Annotated in this window: 20 protein-coding genes; all 20 read left to right on the top strand. The window is 64.9% G+C overall.

Annotation, left to right across the window (positions count from 1 at the left end):
* Position 1: 1 nt before the first annotated feature.
* The gene (locus tag EYE40_RS15750; RefSeq protein WP_130981964.1) at positions 2-1417 is read left to right on the top strand and encodes a DUF5684 domain-containing protein; all 1416 of its coding nucleotides are present in this window, start codon (positions 2-4) and stop codon (positions 1415-1417) included.
* Between the two features lie 2 nt (positions 1418-1419).
* Positions 1420-2289, top strand: coding sequence for a PP2C family protein-serine/threonine phosphatase (locus EYE40_RS10885; protein ID WP_130981963.1), 870 nt, complete (start codon positions 1420-1422; stop codon positions 2287-2289).
* Positions 2276-3163: an FHA domain-containing protein gene (locus EYE40_RS10880; protein ID WP_161972379.1), complete on the top strand. Its 888-nt coding sequence runs from the start codon at positions 2276-2278 to the stop codon at positions 3161-3163. The genes EYE40_RS10885 and EYE40_RS10880 overlap by 14 nt, the downstream gene beginning before the upstream one ends.
* Positions 3160-3867, top strand: a complete 708-nt coding sequence (locus tag EYE40_RS10875) for a hypothetical protein (protein WP_130981961.1) — start codon at positions 3160-3162, stop codon at positions 3865-3867. The genes EYE40_RS10880 and EYE40_RS10875 overlap by 4 nt, the downstream gene beginning before the upstream one ends.
* Before the next feature lie 152 nt (positions 3868-4019).
* The gene (locus EYE40_RS10870) at positions 4020-5687 is read left to right on the top strand and encodes a GspE/PulE family protein (protein WP_130981960.1); all 1668 of its coding nucleotides are present in this window, start codon (positions 4020-4022) and stop codon (positions 5685-5687) included.
* Positions 5684-7414: a type IV pilus twitching motility protein PilT gene (locus EYE40_RS15830; RefSeq protein ID WP_193554506.1), complete on the top strand. Its 1731-nt coding sequence runs from the start codon at positions 5684-5686 to the stop codon at positions 7412-7414. Before EYE40_RS10870 ends, EYE40_RS15830 begins: the two co-directional genes overlap by 4 nt.
* The gene (locus tag EYE40_RS10860) at positions 7414-8658 is read left to right on the top strand and encodes a type II secretion system F family protein (protein WP_130981959.1); all 1245 of its coding nucleotides are present in this window, start codon (positions 7414-7416) and stop codon (positions 8656-8658) included. Before EYE40_RS15830 ends, EYE40_RS10860 begins: the two co-directional genes overlap by 1 nt.
* 154 nt (positions 8659-8812) lie before the next feature.
* Complete coding sequence (locus tag EYE40_RS15740) at positions 8813-9268, top strand: type IV pilin protein (RefSeq protein WP_130981958.1); 456 nt, start codon at positions 8813-8815, stop codon at positions 9266-9268.
* Between the two features lie 101 nt (positions 9269-9369).
* A complete protein-coding gene (locus tag EYE40_RS10850; protein ID WP_130981957.1) occupies positions 9370-10713 on the top strand; it encodes a type IV pilus modification PilV family protein in 1344 nt (447 codons plus the stop codon).
* On the top strand, positions 10713-11432 hold the full coding sequence (locus tag EYE40_RS10845; RefSeq protein ID WP_130981956.1) for a type II secretion system protein: 720 nt from the start codon (positions 10713-10715) through the stop codon (positions 11430-11432). The genes EYE40_RS10850 and EYE40_RS10845 overlap by 1 nt, the downstream gene beginning before the upstream one ends.
* 11 nt (positions 11433-11443) lie before the next feature.
* Positions 11444-13309 carry a hypothetical protein gene (locus tag EYE40_RS10840; RefSeq protein WP_130981955.1) on the top strand — a complete coding sequence of 622 codons (1866 nt, stop codon included), beginning with the start codon at positions 11444-11446 and terminating at the stop codon, positions 13307-13309.
* Positions 13309-14148, top strand: coding sequence for a prepilin peptidase (locus EYE40_RS10835; RefSeq protein WP_130981954.1), 840 nt, complete (start codon positions 13309-13311; stop codon positions 14146-14148). The genes EYE40_RS10840 and EYE40_RS10835 overlap by 1 nt, the downstream gene beginning before the upstream one ends.
* 46 nt (positions 14149-14194) lie before the next feature.
* Positions 14195-15238: a type IV pilus assembly protein PilM gene (gene pilM, locus EYE40_RS10830; protein WP_130981953.1), complete on the top strand. Its 1044-nt coding sequence runs from the start codon at positions 14195-14197 to the stop codon at positions 15236-15238.
* The gene (locus EYE40_RS10825) at positions 15235-16029 is read left to right on the top strand and encodes a hypothetical protein (RefSeq protein ID WP_130981952.1); all 795 of its coding nucleotides are present in this window, start codon (positions 15235-15237) and stop codon (positions 16027-16029) included. The genes pilM and EYE40_RS10825 overlap by 4 nt, the downstream gene beginning before the upstream one ends.
* Before the next feature lie 2 nt (positions 16030-16031).
* Positions 16032-16709, top strand: coding sequence for a type IV pilus inner membrane component PilO (locus EYE40_RS10820; RefSeq protein ID WP_130981951.1), 678 nt, complete (start codon positions 16032-16034; stop codon positions 16707-16709).
* Between the two features lie 90 nt (positions 16710-16799).
* On the top strand, positions 16800-17501 hold the full coding sequence (locus EYE40_RS10815; protein WP_130981950.1) for a hypothetical protein: 702 nt from the start codon (positions 16800-16802) through the stop codon (positions 17499-17501).
* A 298-nt stretch (positions 17502-17799) separates the two neighbouring features.
* On the top strand, positions 17800-18174 hold the full coding sequence (gene rpsL, locus EYE40_RS10810; RefSeq protein ID WP_130981949.1) for a 30S ribosomal protein S12: 375 nt from the start codon (positions 17800-17802) through the stop codon (positions 18172-18174).
* Complete coding sequence (gene rpsG, locus EYE40_RS10805; RefSeq protein WP_130981948.1) at positions 18174-18644, top strand: 30S ribosomal protein S7; 471 nt, start codon at positions 18174-18176, stop codon at positions 18642-18644. Before rpsL ends, rpsG begins: the two co-directional genes overlap by 1 nt.
* A gap of 124 nt (positions 18645-18768) precedes the next feature.
* Positions 18769-20883 (top strand): elongation factor G, encoded by a 2115-nt coding sequence (gene fusA, locus EYE40_RS10800; RefSeq protein ID WP_130981947.1) that lies wholly within the window; start codon positions 18769-18771, stop codon positions 20881-20883.
* 106 nt (positions 20884-20989) lie between these two features.
* Entirely contained in the window at positions 20990-22183 is a 1194-nt protein-coding gene (gene tuf, locus EYE40_RS10795; RefSeq protein WP_130981946.1) for an elongation factor Tu, read from the top strand.
* Positions 22184-22333: the final 150 nt, after the last annotated feature.

The following is a 22333-nucleotide window of genomic DNA, read 5'->3' as shown; positions in this document are numbered from 1 at the left end:
CATGGACCCCACATACTCGGATTCGGCGGCAGTCGGTGCCGCGATCGTCTCCATGCTCGTGAGCGTGGTCATCTCGGCGGCGTTCTACGTGTGGCTGTCCCTCTCGCTGTCCAAGGTCTTCGTGAAGCTCGGCAAGCCGGCCTGGAAGGCGTGGGTTCCCTTCGTCAACTCGATGGTGATCCTCGAGCTGGGCGGCTACAACGCGCTCTGGGCGTTCGCCACCCTGCTGCCGATCGTGAACATCGTGGCCGCGATCTTCCTCTTCCTGTCGATCCACAAGATCAACGAGCGTTTCGGCAAGGGCATCGGTTTCACGATCCTCGCCATCGTGGCCTTGCCGGTCTGGGCGACGATCCTCGGTTTCGGTTCCGCGACTCCCGCCGGGGGAGCCGCGCAGCCGCTTCCGTATCGTTCCGGCATGACGGGCGGGATGCCCCCCGCTCTCCCCGGGCCGGTCGACCCGTACACCGCGAACCCCGTTTCCTCATCGCCCCCGCCGCCTGGTCCGCCCGCACCGCCGCAGTCCTCCATTCCCGGAAGCCTCCCGGCCCCGCCTCCGCCGCCCGCTCCCGCCTACGCGGCTCCCGCCCCGCCGCCCCCGCCCCCTGCGGCACCGAAGTACTCACCCCCGCCGCCGCCTCCCGTGGTGAGCGCCCCGCCGCCCCCGCCCGCTGTCATCGCACCTCCGCCCGCCCAGGTCGAGATCGTCATGCCGCCCGCCCTGGTCGAGCCGCCCACGCCTACTCCCGTCGTTCCTCCCGTCGCGCCGGCCGCCGACCCGTGGGCTCCGCCCGTGTCGTCGATACCCGGCATGACCGTCTCGCCGCCGCCCCCGGCACCCGCGCCGCCCGCTCCCGCGCCGGTCGTAGAGCCGGTCCCTGAGCCCGAGCCGGTTGCTCCGCTCGAGCCCGTACCGGAACCCGAACCGGTAGCGCCTCCCGAGCCGGTCGCCCCGCCCGCCGTGGTGCAGGCTCCCGCGGCGCCGGTCGCAGTCGCCTCACCGGCCCCCGTCACTGCTCCCGCGCCCGTAGTCGATGCCGCGGACCTGCCCGACTTCGACGACACGGTCATCGCGGGTCGACGCGTGCAGGGCTGGCTGCTCACCCCGGTCGGTGGCACCCCCATCCGCATCGAGGGCACGAGTGCTCTCATCGGCCGCAACCCGGCGGCCCGCGGCTCGGCCGCCGACGCGCAGCTCGTTCCCGTGCCGGACCCATCCAAAACCGTCTCGAAAACCCATGCCCTGATCACGCTCGCCGACGGCGTGTGGTCGATCATCGACCTGGCGTCGACGAACGGCGTGTACCTGCTCGACTCGGCGGGCGAGGAACTCGAGCTGCAGCCGAGCGTCTCGACGCCGCTCAGCGACACCTTCAAACTGGGGGAACAGACCTTCAGAATGCAGCCGGAGGCCTGACCATGTCATCGACCGACTCCGCGACAGCACCTGTGGCGCTTCACCTCGCCGTGGGTTCCGGCACGGATGTCGGCCTGCGCCGCAAGGTCAACGAGGATTCGCTGCTCGCGCAGCATCCCGTCTACATCGTCGCCGACGGAATGGGCGGCCACGAAGCGGGGGACAAGGCCAGCCAGGCCGTTGTGCTCGAGCTTTCGGGTCTCGTCGGCAAGGACGCGGTCACCCCCAACGAGCTCGCCGATTCGCTCGACCGTGCGCACGCCGCGGTGCGGGTCATCGCCGAGGGCACCTCGCGCGGTGCGGGCAGCACCCTCACCGGTGTGGTGATCTCCGACCAGGGCGGCCGTCCGCACTGGCTTGTCTTCAACATCGGCGACTCGCGCGTCTACCTGCTGCGCTCGGGCGACTTCGTGCAGCTCACCGTCGACCACTCCATCGCGCAGGAGATGATCGACGACGGCACCCTCGCCCGCGAGGACCTCGCGACCTACGCGGGACGCAACGTCATCACGAAGGCCGTCGGTGCCGACCACAGCGACGCCGACTTCTGGCTCTACCCGATCGTCACCGGCGACAGGCTCGTGCTGTGCTCCGACGGGCTCAGCGGTGAGGTCACCGACGAGGGCATCGCCGCACACCTCGTGGCAAACCTCGACCCGCAGGCCGCCGCCGATGCCCTCGTGGCCGACGCGCTCGCCCACGGTGGTCGCGACAACGTGACGGTTCTCGTGATCGATGCGATCGCCGGCGGCATCAGCGTCGATATCGAGGAGGCGACGATCGCCGCCGAAGCCCGACCCGCCGAGATCGACGACATGCTCGAGGACACCACGATCGAGCTCCCGCGAAGGGGCGGTCGTGGAGTCGTCTGAGTACCGCGCCGGACCCAACCCCACGATCATCGGGGCGAACGTCGTCGCGATGCTGGCCGGCCCCGGTGCCGGCAGCGCCTCCGCCTACATCTCCGCGGTGGTCGCCTCGGCCCGCGGCACCGAAGAAGTCGTCGCGGCCATTCTCGAGGCTCCCGGCACCAAGCGCCCCGACTTCGTCGTCGCGCAGTTCTTCGGACCCTCGGTGCGCGCGCAGTTCCGCGGTTCGCGCCTCGGCATCCGCGTGGTGCGCCGTGATGGCGGCCGCGTCGTCTACACCGGGCAGGATGTCGAGACCTGGGCGAGCCTCCTCGAGACCAGTTGCCTGACCGCCGAGCTGTTCGATACTGCTCCGGATGCCGCGACCTCCGCGTCCCGCATCGCTCTCCCCGGCTCGCTCTCCACCGCGAGCCTCACCTACTCATCTGAAGCGTCGGTCCTCCCCGAGGCCGTTGCCCTCGTCGCGCCGGAACCGGTCACCCGTCCGTCCGCGCTGCCCGAGCGCACGGTCGTCATCCCGGCCCGCAATTCGACGGCGGTGGCGACGCTCGAGTTCACCGACGGCAACCTGGTCGACGTCGACCGCACAGTCATCATCGGACGCAGCCCCCGTGCCGAGCGCTCGACCTCCGCGCTGCTGCCCACGCTCGTTCCCGTCGCGAGCCCGCGCCAGAAGATCTCGCGCACGCACCTCAAGGTCTCGGTCGACGGCACCCGGGTGGTGCTCGAGGATCTCGGCTCGAAGAACGGCACAGAGGTGACGGCGACGAACGGCATCGCGTTCCGCGTAATTCCGGGGGAGCCTGCCGAGCTCAGCGACGGCATGATCGTCGCGATCGGCGACCAGGTCGCGTTCAAGGTCGTGGCGCGCTCGTGACCGACCACGACGATCTTTTCGAAGAGACCATCGTGGTGCCGCGAAGCACTCCGCCGGCCGACGAGACCGTGATGGTGCAGCGCACCCAGCCGCCAGCCGACGAGACGGTGGTCGTGCAGCGCAGCGCCGTGCCCGATGACGAGACGATCATGGTGCAGCGCGAGGCGCCCGCGGACGAGACGGTGATGGTGCAGCGCGAGGCGCCCGCCGACGAGACGGTGATGGTGCGCCGCGAGGCGCCCGCCGATGAGACCGTCATGGTGCAGCGTGCCGCCCCGGCCGATGAGACGATCATGGTGCATCGGGATGCGCCCGCCGACGAGACGGTCGTTGCGCAACGCGGCGGCCCGGTCGAGGACTCCACGATCGTCACCCAGCGTCCGGCGAAGCCGAAGCCCGACATTCCGCGCGGGGATACCCCCATCACGGGCGGGCGCATCGCCTTCCAGCCGTCCCGGCTCGGCGAGGGGCAGCGCGAGAGCTACGGCATCCGCGCGACGGTCACCGACGTTCCGGTCGTGCGTGCGGATGTCTCCGCGCCGCCAATTGTGCGACGCTCCACCCGAACCGTCGAGCAGCTCGCGGCCGAGCAGGGCAGGGCGCGACGCTCGAGCGGACTGAGATTCGTGGTGGTCGGGGGCGTCATCCTCACCGTTCTGATCATTGCGGGGGTCGTCATCGGCGTTCTTCTGGCAACGAGCTGACGTATACCACCAGTCACACGAGTCACATGGCCCCCACGTGAGGGTGTAGTCAAGAGGCGACCGACGGGTTAGGTTGACTACCTAGAGTTATTCGTACTCATGGTTGCCGCGCCTGGGGGGCCCACGGCATCACTACTCGTGAGGAGAGCGCAATGGCAACCCTTACTGAGATCCTTATTCTTCGTGGCGTCGTCCCGATTGAAAACCTCGACTCGATTTCGGGTCAATGGGGTGAAGACGAGGATGCCGTGCGCTCGCTCGTCGAGAAGGGCATCGTCACCGAGGTGCAGCTCGCGTCAGCGCGCGCTGCCCAGGCCGAGCTTCCCTTCGTCGAACTCCTCGAGTTCCCCGTAGACCGCACCGCGGTATCCCTTGTGCCCGCGGCCATGTGCCGTCGCTACCAGGTGCTGCCCATCGGCGTGATCGGTGACATCCTCACCCTCGCCATGGTCGACCCCGGCGACGTCTTCGCGATCGACGACGTGCGTGCCGTCTCCCGCATGCAGGTCAAGGCCGTTGTCGCCGCACCCGGTGACCTCAAGACCGCCATCGACCGGTTCCACCGCGCCGACGGCGAACTGAGCGACCTCACCTCCGCGCTGGAGGAGGAGAGCAGTGGCACCGAGATGGTCATGGCGGGTGACGCCCCCATCGAGGACGACGCACCCATTGTGCGCTTCGTCAACCTGCTCATCAGTCAAGCCATCCAGGACAAGGCCTCCGATATCCACATCGAGCCCGGTGAGCACGAGATGCACGTGCGCTACCGCATCGACGGTGTGCTGCACGAGATGCAGTCCGCGCCGAAGGCCATTCAGAATGGCGTGACCTCGCGCCTCAAGATCATGAGCGACATCGACATCGCCGAGCGTCGCAAGCCCCAGGACGGCCGCATGTCGGTCAGCCACGGTGGCCGCAAGATCGACCTCCGCGTCGCCACCCTCCCCACCGTCTGGGGAGAGAAGGTGGTCATGCGAATCCTCGACAACACGTCGAGCTCGCTCGCCATGGAGAACCTGGCGCTGCTGCCGCGCAACGCCGAGGCGTACCGCAACTCGTACACCAAGCCGTACGGCATGATCCTCGTGACCGGCCCGACCGGTTCCGGCAAGTCCACGACGCTGTACACCACGCTCCAGACCGTCGCGAAGCCCGAGATCAACGTCATCACCGTCGAAGACCCGGTCGAGTTCCGGATGCCCGGAATCAACCAGGTGCAGGTGAACAACAAGGCCGGACTCACGTTCGCCAGTGCGCTGCGCTCGATCCTGCGATCCGACCCCGACGTCGTTCTCATCGGTGAGATCCGTGACCACGAGACGGCCCAGATCGCCATCGAAGCCTCGCTCACCGGTCACCTCGTGCTGTCCACGCTTCACACCAACGACGCGCCGAGCGCGATCACGCGACTCACCGAGATGGACATCGAGCCGTTCCTCGTGGGTTCCGCCCTCGACTCTGTCGTCGCTCAGCGCCTCGCCCGTCGCCTCTGCGACAGGTGCAAGCAGGCCTACAACCACGACCCGCACGAGCTGGCCGCGCTGCGGTTCGGCTACGACATCAGCATGCCGCTGCCGGTGCTCTACCGCCCCGTCGGCTGCACCAACTGCTCGAACACCGGATACCGCGGGCGCATCGCGCTGCACGAGGTCATGGTGGTCTCCGAGCAGATCGAGCGTCTCGCCGTCACCCGCGCCTCGGCTGCGGAGATCGGTCGCGTCGCCGTCAGTGAGGGAATGCTGACGCTCCGCCTTGACGGTTGGGCCAAGGTCCAGATGGGTATGACTTCGGTCGAAGAGATTATGAGAGTTGTCGTATGAACAAGCCCGTGTATGAGATCCCGATCGGCGACGGCGAGTCCTGGCCGGCACCCGTGCCGGGTACGGCTTCGCCTGCACCGGCCCAGACCGAGTTCGAGCGCTTCAACACGCCCGTCTCCTCGGGACCGGTGCACGACCTCGGTGGATACGACGCTCCCGGCGCCTCGCCCTTCGACGCGCTCCTGAACCCCTCGGCTCCTCCCGCGCCGTCGTACGCCTCGGCTCCGCCGCCCGCGTACCCCTCGGCCCCGGCCTTCCCGCCGCCGTCGTTCGACGCGTCCTTCCCGTCGATGCCGCCGCCCTCGGCGCCGCACGCCGCGCCCTCCGCACTCGAGGCGGCTCCCACCGCTGCGTTTGCGGCTCCCGCCTTCACCGCGCCGTTCCCGGTTCCCGCCTCAGCGGCGCCGGTTGCCGCCCCTCCGGTCGCAGCGCCTGTTGCAGCTCCTCAGCCCGACCTTGCAGCGGCTGCTGCCGCAGCCGCAGCCGTCGAGGCCGCTGCAGCCGCGACCCGCAACGGTCCTGCCCACAAGCTTCCCGAGGTCTCCACCGCGCCGGCTGCCGAGGCAGTCATCGACCTGTCACCGCAGGTCGGCGAGGGTGAAGAGGGCAGCGACCCCGACCTCGTCGCCGCGCTGAACGCCGTCGTCACGGCCCGCGCCTCCGACCTCCACGTCACTGCCAAGTCGACGCCCATGATCCGCGTCGACGGCGGCCTGCGCCCCGCACCCGGCATGGAGACCTGGGACTCTGAGAAGGTCGCCAAGGTGCTGCACAGCATCATGTCGCCCAAGAACCGCGAGATCTTCGAGGAGAAGCTCGAACTCGACTTCGCCTACCGCCTCTCGGACAGCGCGCGATTCCGCGTCAACGTCTACCAGCAGCGGCACTCGATGGGTGCGGCCTTCCGTCTTATCCCGACCGAGATCAAGCAGTTGTCCTCGCTCGGTATCCCCGAGAGCATCGCGCGCTTCGCGACCCTCGCCCGCGGACTCGTGCTCGTCACGGGCCCGACCGGTTCGGGAAAGTCCACAACTCTCGCGGCCCTCATCGACCTCGTCAACTCGACCCGTGCCGACCACATCGTGACGGTCGAAGACCCGATCGAGTTCATGCACACCAACAAGAAGTCGGTCGTCAACCAGCGCGAGGTCGGCGCCGACACCCACAGCTTCCAGAACGCGCTCAAGCACGTGCTGCGGCAGGACCCCGACGTCATCCTCATCGGTGAGCTTCGAGACCTCGAGACGATCTCGGTTGCCCTCACCGCCGCCGAGACCGGTCACCTCGTCTTCGCGACCCTGCACACGCAGGATGCCCCGCAAACGATCGACCGTGTCATCGACGTGTTCCCGCCGCACCAACAGGGCCAGGTGCGAGCCCAGCTCGCGGCAACCCTGCAGGGCGTGGTCTGTCAGACCCTCGTCAAGAAGATCGGAGGCGGCCGAGCGGTCGCCACCGAGGTGCTCATCACCACACCCGCCGTCGCGAACCTCATCCGTGAGGGCAAGACCTACCAGGTGCAGTCCGCCATGCAGGCCGGTCGTGAGCTCGGGATGCACACCATGGACCAGCACCTCGCCGACCTCGTGAACGCGGGCCAGATCAGCTACTCGGCAGCAGCCGAGAAGGTGCACGACGAAGAGGTGCTCAAGCGCCTCGTCACTCGCACGGGTGAGTCGAGCGCCGCAGCGGTCAACTTCGGCGACAGCTACTCGAGCGGCAACTGATGGCCACCGCAACGACCTCAGGGGTCCGGGCATTCGCGTACTCCGGTCGCGGTACCGACGGCAAAGTCGTCAAGGGCAAACTCGACGCTGCCTCTGAAGGCGCCGTTCTCGCCAAGCTCCGCACCCTCGGCATTACGCCTATCGAGGTCAAGGAGACCGCGGGCGGATCCGGGCTCAGCATGGAAATCAACGTCTCCTTCCTGGAGAAGCAGGTCGGGCTCAAGGATCTCGCCATCATGGCTCGCCAGATGGCGACGATGACCGCGTCGGGACTCTCGCTCATCCGAACGCTCACGATCCTCTCCGAGCAGACCGAGAACAAGATCCTCGGCAAGACCCTCGACACGGTGCGCAACGAGGTCGAGTCCGGACTCTCGCTCTCCGACTCGATGGCGCGCCAGAGCAAGATCTTCCCGCCGCTGATGGTCAACCTGGTTCGCGCGGGCGAGACCGGCGGTTTCCTCGAGAACGCGCTCGAATCGATCGCGGTGAGCAACGAGAAGGACGTCAAGCTCCGCTCGACCATCAAGTCCGCCCTGACCTACCCGGTAACCGTGCTCGCCCTCGCCTTCGTCGCCGTCATCGGCATGCTCATCTTCGTGGTGCCCGTGTTCGAGCAGATGTTCGCAAACCTCGGTGGCGAGCTGCCGCTGCCCACGCAGTTCCTCGTGATCCTCTCGAAGAACATGATCTGGGGCGGGCCGCTGCTGCTCGTGTTAATCGTCGGGTTCACCTTCTGGTGGCGCACCAACAAGAACAATCCCAAGGTGCTTGCGGTCATCGACCCCTGGAAACTGAAATTCCCGGTTTTCGGCGACCTGTTCAAGAAGGTCGCGATCGCGCGCTTCACTCGCAACTTCGGCACCATGATCGGCGCCGGCGTCCCCATTCTCCAGTCCCTCGCGATCGTCGGCGAGACCTCGGGCAACTACGTGATCGAGCGGGCGCTGGTGAAGGTCGGAGAGTCGGTCCGTGCCGGCAAGTCGATCTCCGGTCCTCTTGCGGAGGAGCCGGTGTTCCCGTCCATGGTCACCCAGATGATCTCTGTCGGCGAGGATTCCGGTTCACTCGAGACGATGCTCGAGAAGATCGCCGACTTCTACGACCAGGAGGTCGAGTCGACCGCCGAGCAGCTCACCGCGCTCATCGAGCCGCTCATGATCGCCGTCATCGGTGTCGTCATCGGTGGAATGATCGTCGCGCTCTACCTGCCGATCTTCAGCATCTTCGACCAGATCAAGTAGCGCGCCCCCTACTGGGGGCAGTAATCAGCGACATACCCCCACTTCGCGGGGTTACGGAGCAATGGTCAGTACAGCACGATGTGTGTGGGGGTCAGTTTCTTAATGGGGGCCACCTGTCCAAACACCAGTTTCACCTGACAGGAAAGAGATCGTAATGATCGCAACAATCAACAACTCAATCGCGAAGAAGCGCGAGAACGGCGAAAAGGGCTTCACGCTCATCGAGCTGCTCGTCGTTATCCTCATCATCGGCGTTCTGGCCGCGATCGCCATCCCGGCGTTCCTCAACCAGCGCCAGGGTGCATGGGCCTCGCAGGTCGAGTCCGACATCAAGAACGCGGCAATTGCAGCAACGCAGTTCTCGGTCGAGCACAACGGATCCTACGTTGACGGCGCCGACACCCTCGTGGGTGCGGTCTCCAACGGCACCGCCGCTTCGGTTCCCGCAGCATGGTCGGACGCTGGCTTCAACAGCACCGAGGACGTCACGCTGACGTTCGCACTCGACACCGCCAACCCGGGCGAGTACACCCTCACCGGTGGACACCTGCAGCGCACCGGCGACGTCTGGACCTACTCCAGCGCAACCGGCGTTATCGACGCTCCGTAAGTCTGAGCTAGCTCAGTGATGCTGGCCGCCGCGAGAGCGGCGGCCAGCATTTCCAATTGCACGAGTTCCACTACGATGGCAATGCCTGGGGGGAGGCGCACATGAAGCGACTGCGAGAACGACTGCTGGCCGAAGACGCCGGCTTCAGCCTTGCCGAGGTTGTCGTAGCGATGATGATCTTCGCCCTCGTCTCCACCGGCACGCTGTACACGATGATGGCGATGATGGAGCTCACACGCGACACCCGCGTGCGCCAGGTCGCCGTCAACCTTGCCGCCGAGGAGATCGACCGGGCCCGCGAGGTCGACAAGGTCGCCGACCTGGTGTCGTGGAACACCGACCCGGCCGTCGTCGGTGGCCTGTCTCTCGACGACCCGAACGATCCCAAGGATCGCAAGGGCGTCATCACCATCAACGGTGACAAATTCCACGTCAAGCGCACAGTGCAGTGGGTCTCCGACCCCGCCTCGAGCCTGCAGTGCGGCGCCTCTGCCTCGGGCACTTCCCTCCGCTACAAGCGCGTCAACGTCGAGGTGCGCTGGGACGGCATGAGGTCGCCCGAGAACCCGGTGCAGGCCGACACCGTCATCAACCCCCGCCAGCGCGTCAACGACCCGGCGAAGGGCTCGCTACTCATCTCCGTGCTCGACGCCAACGGCAACGGCGTTTCGGGAATCACCCCGGTCGTCAGCCCGGCTTCGGGCGTTGTCGCCCAGCCCACCGACATCGAGGGTTGCAGCTACCTCATCAACGTCACGCCGAACACGTACTCGATCACCCTGAGCAAGGCCGGCTACCTCGACGAGACCCAGAACGCATCGCCGTCGGCGACCGGAGTCATCGTCGACGCAGGCTTCACCAACTCCCGCAAGTTCCAGTTCGACCAGTCGGGCAAGTACACTCTGACTTTCCCTGCCGCGCGTCCTGCCACCTTCATGGCGTCGTTTATGACCGCCGAGCGCACGTTCGTACAAAATCTTCCGGCAAGCGGCGAGATGCCCATGTTCCCCGTCGCCTACCGCATCGTCGCGGGCGACGTTACCAAGTGCCCGGCCGCCGACCCGGCACGGTGGAGCACGGGCACCGACGGTCTGCTTCCCCCGGTCAATCTTGTGCCGAATGAGCCGGCCCCCTACGTCGTGTCCCCTGGTGGCAGCATTACCGTTCCGGTCGAGGCCGGTCAGCTCAGGGTTCCCTCTCTGCCCAATAACGGAGCGATCCGCGCCGTGTCATCTACATTCGTCGGTGTACCCGCCTGCACGACCGCGATGACGCTGAACTTCCCGGTCAACCAAAAGACGATCTCGCTTCCCTATGGCAACTGGAAGCTCAGCAACGTGGGATCCGGAACGTCCGCAATCCTGCCCACGGCCATCCAGCTGGTCTCTTATGGCCGGATCAATCTCGATGGCTCGGTTACCCTCGACCCGAGGACGGTCGGCTGATGCTCGCAATCTCGCAGAGACTCAAGCGCTCCGAATCAGGCTTCACTCTCATTGAGCTCATCGTGGCCATGGCGATCTTCGCCGTTGCCATGACCCTCATTGTCGGACTCTTCACTGGATTCACGACACGTTTCACCGAGCAGCGCGCGGCCACCGACAGCGCGGCGGTTGCTGCGCTCGGAATGAACGAACTCACCAAGGTGGTGCGAGCGGGAACGAAGATCAAGGTCAGGAACGCCGACCCGCTCGAGGCTTTTGTGTCCGCAACCGACAAGTCGATGGTGCTCTACGCCTACCTCGCGAGTGACGCGGCGCTCAGCGATGACACTCTGGGTTCCGCGCCCGTTCGAGTGCGCTTCTCGATCAGCGCGACCGGCGAGCTCACCGAGGAGCGTTGGGACGCGATACGGTCCGACGAGTACTGGACCTTCAGCGCTCTGCCCGCCAGCGCGGTGAAGCCTCGCGTCGTAGCGCGCAAGATCATCCTGCCGACCGCGGCTGCTGTACTCGCAGGCAATGCGTCCCATCTCTTCACTTATCTCGATGTCGACGGCAACCCCATCCCGACGCCGATCACCACCCGAGCCAAGGATATTCGTACCGTCAAGATCACCATGAGCGTGCAGGCAGACGTCACGTCGCGTGCCGATCCGGTGCAGATACAGAACCGGGTAGGACTACCCAACCTCGTCAGTTCACGAATGGGGAAAGACGGATGATGCGTCGACTAATGCGCAGGGTGCACTCAGAAGAGTCGGGCATCGCGCTGGTATCGGTAATCTCACTGAGCTCGATCCTGGCCCTGCTCGCCGTGGCGGGAATCGCCTTCTCCGTCTCGAGCTACACCAAGGCGCGCGATGACCAGGACTACAACGGCGCGCTGGCAGCAGCCTACGCCGCAGTTGAGGAGTACCAGAGCCGCCTGGCGAACAACCCCGCATACGTACGTTTTGGCAATCCAGCATCAAAATACACGTCTTACGTGAACCCGACGACGCCGAGCGACACCAGCGATATGAGCATCGTCTCGTTGCCCGCGACGACCAATCCCGCGTTCGGTGTGGGCAAGACCGGCACCTGGGCGGACGTGCCCGGTAGCAGTTCAAATGCGCAGTACCGCTATGAGGTCAACAACGCACACTACGACAGCGAGGGCACGCTCACGTTGCGTGCAACCGGTCGTGTGGGTAGCGAGACGCGCAGCATCGTCGCCGACCTCAAGCAGGACGGATTCGTCAACTACGTCTACTTCACCGACTTCGAGACGTCCGACCCTTACGACGTGACCAGCTCCTGTTACAAGTACGCGTGGGGGACCGGAACCGCACAGCGGCCCACGTCGTGCGGCGAGATCCAGTTCGGTGCCAACGACGTGCTCGACGGTGCGGTGCACTCGAACGACAAGATGGTGTTCTGTGGCGCCGAGTTCAAGGCGAAGGTCACCACCGAGTGGAACCCGGTCGGAACCAACGTGCGCTACAAGAAGGGTTCCGGCTGCGCCAACCCGAAGCCCGCGACCCTCGTTGTCGAGGCCAGTGAGCACATCGAGATGCCGAAGACGAACCTCGAGCTCAAGAAGGAGACGCGGTACGACCTCATCGCCTCCGACGTGCCGAACCCCGGTTGCCTCTACACCGGGCCGACGAGCATCGTGTTCAAGGACAACGGCGACATGGTCGTCAAGTCGCCGTGGACGAAGTTCACCCAGGTCGGTGCGGCACTCCCCGTCGCCAACCAGGGCCGCAACCTGATCGTTGGTGGCAAGTACGTCTGCGGCAACCCGACGGACCTCGCTTCCGCTGCCGGCGCGACTGTCAAGGTGCCCGACAACAACCTGATCTTCGTGCAGGATGTGCCCGCCCTCCGAGCGGGCAACGCCGCAGCGCAGGATCCGAACTACACCGTGAAGACGTCACCCCCGAACACCACCGTCAAGTGCGACGGCTACTACACCGGACCGACCAACAACCGCGTGTGGAACCGACCGAATAACGGCCTCGGCTACCCGATCCTCGGCGAGAATTACGCCAAGGAGACCGGCGCTCCCGCCAACGCCTACAAGTGCCAGTCGGGCGACCTCTTCCTCGAGGGAAAGCTCAAGGGCAAGCTGACCGTCGCGGCCCAGAACTTCGTTTACGTCGTCAACGACGTTACCTACAAGACGCCCGCAGACGACGTGCTCGGCATCGTCGGGCAGGAAGCCGTCGTCGTCTGGAACCCGTCGACCGGCGCGGCATCGAACGGGTGCATCACGACCGTCTCGGCGTCCATCCCGAACTCCTGTGACTCAGTAGCCAACGGCCGCACCATCCAGGGCGCCATCCTCTCGGTCGGACACACCTTCACGGTGCAGAACTATGCGTCGATCGGTGACCGTGGAAAGCTCAACCTGCTCGGGTCGATCGCGCAGAAGTTCCGCGGTCCGGTGGGAACCGGTGGAGATCCCGGAACGGGCTATGACAAGGTGTACAAGTACGACACGCGTTTCGTGAACATCGCACCGCCCAAGTTCCTCGCTCCGGCGAGCACCACATACGGCGTGAGCACCTGGAGCGAGATCAACCCCGTCTACAACTCGGACGGCACGTATAAATAATGTTGCTCGACCCTGCTTTCGCCGTCGCCGTTGTGGTTCTGACGGGCATCTTCGGCACGATCATCGGGTCGTTCCTCAACGTTGTGGTCTGGCGACTGCCGCGCGGCGAATCCCTCAGCCACCCCGGTAGCGCGTGCCCGAACTGCGGTCACCCGATTCGCTGGTGGGACAACATCCCGGTCGTTTCGTGGATTGTGCTGCGCGGAAAGTGCCGTGACTGCGGCGCCCCCATCTCGTCACGCTATGTGCTCGTCGAGACGGCGACCGGACTGTTCTTCGCCGGAATCGCTTTCTGGATTCTCAGCGGAGGCCTCGGCCTGGTCGAGCCGGTCGCGCTGATACTCGCCGGTGTCGCCTTCCTCTACCTCGCTTCGATCTCGGTCGCCCTGGCCCTCATCGACCTCGACACGCACACCCTGCCCAACCGCATTGTGCTGCCCTCCTACATCGTCGGCGCCGTGCTGATCGTCGCCGCGAGCCTCGTCGAAGGCGACCTCGGCTCGTTGATCCGCGCTGGCATCGGTCTTGCCGCGATGTTCGCCGCATACTTCCTCATGGCCATCGCGTACCCGGGCGGCATGGGATTCGGCGACGTCAAACTCGCCGGCGTTCTGGGGCTGTACCTGGCCTGGCTCGGCTGGGGCGAGCTCGCCATCGGATTCTTCGCCGCGTTCGTGCTCGGCGGCGTGTTCTCGCTCGTGCTGATCCTGGCGAAGAAGGCCAGCCGAAAGTCGGGTATCCCGTTCGGTCCGTGGATGCTGGTGGGCGCGTGGGTAGGAATTTTCGTCGGAGACGCCATTGCGCGCGGTTATCTGGCATTGTTTGGTCTGGCGTTGTGAACGTGCACATTGCGCGCCGCACGCAAGCGGGGGGATAAGGAAACACATGGTTCAGGGAATTGTCGGAGTCGACATCGGCAGCAACATGCTGCGCGCCGTCGAAGTCACGGATGCGGCGGGTTCGAAGCCCTCCATCCTCAGGTACCACGAGGTGCCCCTGCCGGAGGGCGCAGCCGCCAGCGGTGAGGTGCTCGAACTCAACACTGTGGCCACGGCCCTGCGGTCGCTGTGGACCACAGGCGGCTTCAAGAGCAAGGACGTTGTGCTCGGGATGGGCAACCAGCGCGTGCTCGCGCGTGACCTCACGGTTCCCAAGATGTCGCTCACCCAGATCCGCGAAGCTCTGCCCTTCCAGGTGCAGGACCTGCTTCTTGTGCCGGTCGCAGACGCGATCCTCGACTTCTACCCGATCTCCGAGGGACAGGGAGAGAATGGCCCGGTCGTCAACGGACTGCTCGTCGCGGCCGTCAAGCAGGCGGTGCTCGCGAACGTGCGCGCCGTCGAACTCGCCGGGCTCAACCCGGTAGGCGTGGACCTCATCCCGTTCGCACTCAACCGTGTGCACCTCCGTGGTCCGTCGGCTCGTGGCACAGTCGCCCTGATCGACGTCGGATCGACCACAACGAGCGTCATCATCTCGACCAACGGGATCCCGCAGTTCGTGCGCATCATCCCCGCCGGTGGCAATGAGATCAGCCGTGCACTCGCCACGCGCCTCGAGGTCAACCCCGTGCAGGCCGAGCAGATCAAGCGTGGCCTGGGACTCTCGACAGTCGGCGTCGCCGCTGAACACCGCGTGGCCGTCGAGACGATCTTCGAGTCGGCCAACCAGCTGCTCACGAGCCTCCGCAACACGCTCAGCTACTTCGTCAACGCACGCCAGCAGGAGGGGATCGGACGCATTCTGCTCTCCGGCGGAGGGTCGAGACTGCGCGGTTTCGATTCCGCGCTGTCCGAAGTCACCAAACTTCCGGTCTCGCTGAGTGCCGGCTTCGGTGAGGTGCCGGTCAGCAAGGCCGCCGCCAAGACAGAAGTGTCCATTGACAGCATGTCCGTCGCCCTCGGGCTCGCACTGGGGAGCAAGGCATGAGCGCCAAGGACTCCGGCCCCATCGTCTTCGGTGGTGTGCCCCGCATCGACTTCCTTCCGTTGGAGGTCAAGCAGCGCAAGGCCAACCGCCGTTCGCGCCGTTCCCTGATCGGCCTCGTGATCGTCGTTCTGGCCGCCTGCCTCGCCGGCTACGCGTTCTCCGCGTACCTGGCCATCCAGGGCCAGATGTCGCTCGTGGCAGAGCAGGCGAAGACCCAAGAGCTGCTCGAAGCCCAGACCGAGTTCATCGAGGCGAAGAATGCCGCCGACGCTCTCGCGGCTGCGACGAACGCTCGCCTGGTGGCGTCATCGCCCGAGATCCTCTGGAAGGCCTACTTCGCGGAGCTCGCGAAGACCATGCCGGGCAAGGCGACGATCCTGTCCTTCGCCGTCGATGCCCAGAATGTTCTCGAGCTGGACTTCGGTGGAGCCTCGACCGTCCCGCTCGAGAACCCGCGCATCGCGACCATCGAGTTCACCGTGCGCACCGCCACACTGCCCATTGCCGACAAGGTGATGATCAACCTGCGTGGCATGACCGGTTACGCGGACGCCGCCGCATCGACGATCCAGGCGGATGACGACGGTGGCTACATCATGAGCATCACGCTCAACGTCAACTCCGAGGCCTTCGAGCGTCGGTTCTTCCTGATGAACCTCGACGGCACTCCCAAGGATGGTGCAGTCGTGGTCGAAGAGGAAGAGGAGACCGCCGAGGAGGACGCGGCCGGCACGCCGACCAACACCCCGACACCGAATCCCACCAGCACCTCGACCGAGGATGAGGACTGATCATGAACTCGAACCGTATCTGGCTCTTCGGAGCAGTCGCCCTCATCCTCATCCTCCTGGCGGGAACATTCTTCCTCGGCGTCTCGCCGCAGTTGGAAGCCGTCGCGAAGTCCAACACCGAACGCGAGACCGTCGAATCCCAGAACCAGGTGCAGCAGGTGAAGCTTGCCGCGCTCAAGAAGCAGTTCGAACAGATCGACTCGCTTCGCGCTGATCTTGCCGCGATGCAGGCGCAGGTTCCGACCGGTGCCAATCTGTCCCCGTTGATCGGCCAGCTCGACAAGCTCACGCAGAAGCACAGCGTCGACGTCGAATCGGTGACCTTCTCGGACCCCTCCGCCTACATCGAGCCGATCCCGGTCACCACCGAGGACGCCGTTCCTGTCGAAACTGATCCTGAACTCGCCACCGCCATGATGAGCGTCAACGGCAGCAACTTCTTCATCATCCCGGTCGAGATCGCCGTAACCGGCAAATACAAGAACGTGATGGACTTCGTTGACAGCCTGCAGAAGGGCACCCGCCTCTTCCTCGTGCACGGCCTGAGCCTCGATGAGACGACCGTGGAACCGAACTCACCTGCCGAGATGACCATCTCCGGCCAGGTATTCGTTCTGCTCGACGGTGCGGGCGCTCCGCCCGTGCTCGACGCCGAGAGCACCACGACCGAAGAAGGCTAGTCGCCCGCCCGGCTTCCGCTCGGGCATCCGTTGGTAGAGTAATCACCGTTCTATCCGGATGCCCGAACGGGCCAGGAAGAGGAGCTCGCCATGGCTACCCACACGCCCGAACCCACCGAAGACGACAGCGAGCCCGTCATCGCGACGATCGACGAGACCGGGCAGGTCGAGGCCGTGCCGGACAGCCAGGTGGCAGTCGTCGACAGCTCCTACATCGATGCTCCGGATGCCCCGGCTCCCGCCCCCGGCCCGCAGATCGTCTACGTGACCGAGCCCAGCGCCCCCGTACGCAAGGGCAACCGCGGCCTCGGCTCCCTCATCGCCGTCGGAGCTGCGCTCGTCTACGGCGTGCTGCTCGCGATCGTGTTCCTCATCTACGCGTCTGCTGTCGTGGGACGCCCTACGTTCTCTCTTCTGGCCAGCCCCGCTCTCCTCATCCCGATTCTGCTGTTCGCAGTCGCGCTCGTTCTGCTCGTGCTGATCGTCAACCGCGCCGGCTGGTGGAGCTACGTCTTCGGCAGCGTTCTCGTGGCTCTCGCCGTGTACTTCGGCACGGCCGGAGCGCTCGCGCTTGCCAGTGGAATCGTGCTCGAGACGCCCGAAGGCGCCAGCCGTCTCTATGGTGAACTGCTGCTCAACCCGCCCGTGATCATCGCCGCGCTGCTCGCCCGCGAGGTCGCTGTCTGGGCCGGAGCGATCATCGGATCCCGCGGACGCCGGGTGCGCACCCGCAACGCCGAGGCGCGTGCCGCATTTGACGCCGAGAAGGCCGCTCGACGGGCCCAGGCGTAACCGTCGATCATTTGACCGGGGCCCCCAGCGGTACTAGTATTTTCTGGGTGTGCGCTTTGTCGTGCGCTCCCTGCGTGCCCGCGATCTGATCGCTCGTTCAGGGGGCCTCAATAGCCACACATCGGGTGCGTTCGACGAACGCCCCCCACGGCATACCTGGCCGGATCACAAGAACTCCCGTAATGGACAGTCTGCGTGCTCGGCCGGGTCCAGATGAACTCGACACTCTTCTATTACGAAGCGAGTCGAATGCTAATCACGACGCTGTCACCGTGCAGCAAATACAAGGAGTTACTTAGTGCCCACCATTCAGCAGCTGGTCCGCAAGGGTCGCAGCCCCAAGGTCGTCAAGACCAAGGCGCCTGCCCTCAAGGGCAACCCGCAGCAGCGCGGCGTTTGCACCCGCGTCTACACGACCACCCCGAAGAAGCCGAACTCGGCTCTCCGCAAGGTCGCCCGCGTCAAGCTTTCCAACGGAACCGAAGTCACCGCCTACATCCCCGGCGAAGGTCACAACCTTCAGGAGCACTCGATGGTGCTCATCCGCGGCGGTCGCGTAAAGGACCTCCCCGGCGTGCGTTACAAGATCGTGCGCGGCGCGCTCGACACCCAGGCCGTCAAGAACCGCAAGCAGGCTCGTAGCCTCTACGGAGCAAAAAAGGATAAGAAGTAATGCCTCGTAAAGGACCAGCACCGAAGCGTCCCGTAGTAGCGGACCCGGTCTACGGAGCCCCCATCGTCAGCCAGCTCGTCAACAAGATCCTTCTTGATGGCAAGAAGGGCCTCGCAGAGCGCATCGTCTACGGCGCGCTCGAAGGCGTATCGGCCAAGAACGGCCAGGACGCAGTCGTCACCCTCAAGAAGGCGCTCGACAACGTGCGCCCCACCCTCGAGGTCCGCAGCCGCCGCGTCGGTGGCTCGACGTACCAGGTCCCGGTCGAGGTCAAGCCTCACCGTGCCAACACCCTCGCCCTGCGCTGGCTCACGAGCTACGCAAAGGGACGTCGTGAGAAGACGATGACCGAGCGTCTCACCAACGAGATCCTCGACGCATCGAACGGTCTCGGCGCCGCTGTGAAGCGTCGCGAGGACACTCACAAGATGGCCGAGTCGAACAAGGCCTTCGCGCACTACCGCTGGTAACAGCTTCGAGCTGGTTGAGTAAGCCGCCCGCGGCTGTATCGAAACCTGGTTTCGATACGCGCTGGCGCGCTACTCAACCAGCTCAACCAGCAGCACCCCACCCACAACTTTTCGGAGGAACTCCGTGGCACAAGACGTGCTCACCGACCTGAACAAGGTCCGCAACATCGGCATCATGGCGCACATCGATGCTGGCAAGACCACGACGACCGAGCGCATCCTGTTCTACACGGGTGTCAACCACAAAATCGGCGAGACCCACGACGGCGCCTCGACCACCGACTGGATGGAGCAGGAGCAGGAGCGTGGCATCACGATCACCTCTGCGGCTGTTACGTGCTTCTGGGACAAGAACCAGATCAACATCATCGACACCCCCGGCCACGTGGACTTCACCGTCGAGGTGGAGCGCTCGCTCCGCGTTCTCGACGGCGCTGTCGCAGTGTTCGACGGCAAGGAGGGCGTTGAGCCCCAGTCCGAGACCGTCTGGCGCCAGGCCGACAAGTACGACGTTCCCCGCATCTGCTTCGTCAACAAGATGGACAAGCTGGGCGCTGACTTCTACTTCACCGTAGACACGATCATCAACAAGCTCGGAGCCAAGCCGCTGGTCATCCAGCTGCCCATCGGTTCCGAGAGCGCCTTCGTCGGCGTCGTCGACCTCGTCGAGATGCGTGCACTCGTGTGGCCCTCCGACTCCAAGGGTGACGTCACCATGGGAGCCAAGTACGAAGTCCAGGAGATCCCCGACGACCTCAAGGAGAAGGCTGCGGAGTACCGCCAGACCCTCCTCGAGACGGTCGCCGAGACCGATGACGCGCTGCTCGAGAAGTTCTTCGGCGGCGAAGAGTTGACCGTTGCTGAGATCAAGGCCGGCATCCGCAAGCTCACCGTGTCGAGCCAGATCTACCCGGTTCTCTGCGGATCCGCGTTCAAGAACCGCGGCGTCCAGCCGATGCTTGACGCTGTCGTCGACTACCTGCCGAGCCCGCTCGACGTGCCGGCAACCGAGGGCACAGACCCCCGCGACGAGGAGAAGGTCATCGAGCGTCACCCCGACGCTTCCGAGCCCTTCGCCGCACTCGCGTTCAAGGTCGCCGTTCACCCGTTCTTCGGTCGCCTCACCTTCATCCGCGTCTACTCGGGTCGTCTCGACTCAGGCGGACAGGTCGCCAACTCGACCAAGGGCAAGAAGGAGCGCATCGGCAAGATCTTCCAGATGCACGCCAACAAGGAGATCCCCGTCGACAGCGTGACCGCCGGTCACATCTACGCGGTCATCGGCCTGAAGGACACCACCACCGGTGACACCCTGACCGACCCGAACCACCAGATCGTTCTGGAGTCGATGACGTTCCCCGAGCCCGTCATCGAGGTTGCCATCGAGCCGAAGACCAAGGCCGACCAGGAGAAGCTGGGTATCGCTATCCAGAAGCTCGCTGAAGAGGACCCGACCTTCCGCACGGAGCAGAACCAGGACACCGGCCAGACGGTCATCAAGGGAATGGGCGAGCTTCACCTCGACATCCTCGTAGACCGCATGAAGCGCGAATTCAACGTTGAGGCAAACGTGGGCAAGCCCCAGGTCGCCTACCGCGAGACCATTCGCCGCATCGTCGACAAGCACGACTACACGCACAAGAAGCAGACCGGTGGATCCGGCCAGTTCGCGAAGGTGCAGATCTCTCTCGAGCCGATGGAAGTCACTCCCGAGAAGATCTACGAATTCGAGAACAAGGTCACCGGCGGTCGCATCCCGCGCGAGTACATCGGTTCCATCGACCAGGGTTTCCAGGCGTCGATGGCAGTTGGCGTTCTCGCCGGCTACCCCATGGTCGGCGTGAAGGGCATCATCCTCGATGGTGCCGCTCACGATGTCGACTCGTCAGAAATGGCGTTCAAGATCGCCGGTTCAATGGCATTCAAGGAAGCGGCCCGCAAGGCGCAGCCCGTGTTGCTCGAGCCGCTGATGGCCGTCGAGGTTCGTACCCCTGAGGAATACATGGGCGACGTCATCGGTGACCTCAACTCGCGTCGAGGACAGATCCAGTCAATGGAGGACGCCACCGGCGTCAAGGTCATCACCGCGAAAGTTCCGCTGTCCGAAATGTTCGGTTACGTGGGTGACCTGAGGTCCAAGACCTCCGGCCGCGCCGTGTACTCGATGACCTTCGACAGCTACTCCGAGGTGCCCCGCGCGGTCGCCGACGAGATCATCCAGAAGAACAAGGGCGAATAGCGCCCGTACACGCGGCCGTCCCGGCCCGAGTAACATAAATACACACCAATCCGCGAAGCATCCGATATTTCGGATGCCCAGCAACGAGTCCTGAGGAGGACCCACTGTGGCTAAGGCCAAGTTCGAGCGGAGCAAGCCGCACGTAAACATCGGAACCATCGGTCACGTTGACCACGGAAAGACCACGCTGACTGCAGCGATTTCCAAGGTCCTCGCCGACACGTTCCCGTCCGCAACCAACGTTCAGCGCGACTTCGCGTCGATCGACTCGGCGCCGGAAGAGCGCCAGCGCGGTATCACGATCAACATCTCGCACGTCGAGTACGAGACCGCGAAGCGCCACTACGCACACGTAGACGCTCCCGGCCACGCCGACTACATCAAGAACATGATCACCGGTGCCGCTCAGATGGACGGTGCAATCCTCGTGGTTGCAGCGACCGACGGTCCCATGGCGCAGACCCGCGAGCACGTTCTGCTCGCAAAGCAGGTCGGCGTGCCGTACCTGCTCGTCGCGCTCAACAAGTCCGACATGGTCGATGACGAAGAGATCCTTGAGCTCGTTGAGCTCGAGGTTCGCGAGCTGCTCTCGAGCCAGGGCTTCGACGGCGACGAGGCACCTGTTGTCCGCGTCTCCGGCCTGAAGGCCCTCGAGGGCGACGAGAAGTGGACCAAGTCCATCCTCGAGCTCATGGAAGCCGTTGACTCCTCCGTGCCCGACCCGGTGCGCGACAAGGACAAGCCCTTCCTCATGCCGATCGAGGACGTCTTCACGATCACCGGTCGTGGAACCGTCGTGACGGGCCGCGCCGAGCGTGGAACGCTCGCGATCAACTCGGACGTCGAGATCGTCGGAATCCGCCCGATCCAGAAGACCACGGTCACTGGTATCGAGATGTTCCACAAGCAGCTCGACGAGGCATGGGCCGGCGAGAACTGTGGTCTCCTGCTCCGTGGCACGAAGCGTGAAGATGTCGAGCGTGGCCAGGTTGTTGTCAAGCCCGGTTCCGTGACGCCTCACACCAACTTCGAGGGCACCGCCTACATCCTGTCCAAGGAAGAGGGCGGCCGTCACAACCCGTTCTTCACGAACTACCGCCCGCAGTTCTACTTCCGTACCACCGACGTCACCGGCGTCATCACGCTGCCCGAGGGCACCGAGATGGTTATGCCCGGCGACACGACCGACATGACCGTTGAGCTGATCCAGCCCATCGCCATGGAGGACGGCCTCCGCTTCGCTATCCGCGAGGGTGGCCGCACGGTCGGTGCAGGAACCGTTACGAAGATCATCAAGTAGTTCCGACTACTCGATAGCAGGGCCCGCGACTTCGGTTGCGGGCCCTGTTTCTGTTTAACCGGCCAATCAGGTTCGGGATGACGCGGCGCATGCTGTTCATGACGCCGACAGTTGCCCCTAGACCGCTCCGTCCGCCATACTCAAGGAAAT

The sequence above is a fragment of the Glaciihabitans arcticus genome (genome assembly GCF_004310685.1).
Lineage (GTDB): Bacteria > Actinomycetota > Actinomycetes > Actinomycetales > Microbacteriaceae > Conyzicola > Conyzicola arctica.
This window is presented reverse-complemented; position numbering and strand designations above follow the sequence as displayed.

Bases quoted from the DNA above. Each gene is read 5' to 3' on its own strand.
- EYE40_RS15750 (WP_130981964.1), top strand. From the start codon at position 2: ATGGACCCCACATACTCGGATTCGGCGGCAGTCGGTGCCGCGATCGTC.
- EYE40_RS10885 (WP_130981963.1), top strand. From the start codon at position 1,420: ATGTCATCGACCGACTCCGCGACAGCACCTGTGGCGCTTCACCTCGCC.
- EYE40_RS10870 (WP_130981960.1), top strand. From the start codon at position 4,020: ATGGCAACCCTTACTGAGATCCTTATTCTTCGTGGCGTCGTCCCGATT.
- EYE40_RS15830 (WP_193554506.1), top strand. From the start codon at position 5,684: ATGAACAAGCCCGTGTATGAGATCCCGATCGGCGACGGCGAGTCCTGG.
- EYE40_RS10860 (WP_130981959.1), top strand. From the start codon at position 7,414: ATGGCCACCGCAACGACCTCAGGGGTCCGGGCATTCGCGTACTCCGGT.
- EYE40_RS15740 (WP_130981958.1), top strand. From the start codon at position 8,813: ATGATCGCAACAATCAACAACTCAATCGCGAAGAAGCGCGAGAACGGC.
- EYE40_RS10850 (WP_130981957.1), top strand. From the start codon at position 9,370: ATGAAGCGACTGCGAGAACGACTGCTGGCCGAAGACGCCGGCTTCAGC.
- EYE40_RS10845 (WP_130981956.1), top strand. From the start codon at position 10,713: ATGCTCGCAATCTCGCAGAGACTCAAGCGCTCCGAATCAGGCTTCACT.
- EYE40_RS10840 (WP_130981955.1), top strand. From the start codon at position 11,444: ATGCGCAGGGTGCACTCAGAAGAGTCGGGCATCGCGCTGGTATCGGTA.
- EYE40_RS10835 (WP_130981954.1), top strand. From the start codon at position 13,309: ATGTTGCTCGACCCTGCTTTCGCCGTCGCCGTTGTGGTTCTGACGGGC.
- pilM (WP_130981953.1), top strand. From the start codon at position 14,195: ATGGTTCAGGGAATTGTCGGAGTCGACATCGGCAGCAACATGCTGCGC.
- EYE40_RS10825 (WP_130981952.1), top strand. From the start codon at position 15,235: ATGAGCGCCAAGGACTCCGGCCCCATCGTCTTCGGTGGTGTGCCCCGC.
- EYE40_RS10820 (WP_130981951.1), top strand. From the start codon at position 16,032: ATGAACTCGAACCGTATCTGGCTCTTCGGAGCAGTCGCCCTCATCCTC.
- EYE40_RS10815 (WP_130981950.1), top strand. From the start codon at position 16,800: ATGGCTACCCACACGCCCGAACCCACCGAAGACGACAGCGAGCCCGTC.
- rpsG (WP_130981948.1), top strand. From the start codon at position 18,174: ATGCCTCGTAAAGGACCAGCACCGAAGCGTCCCGTAGTAGCGGACCCG.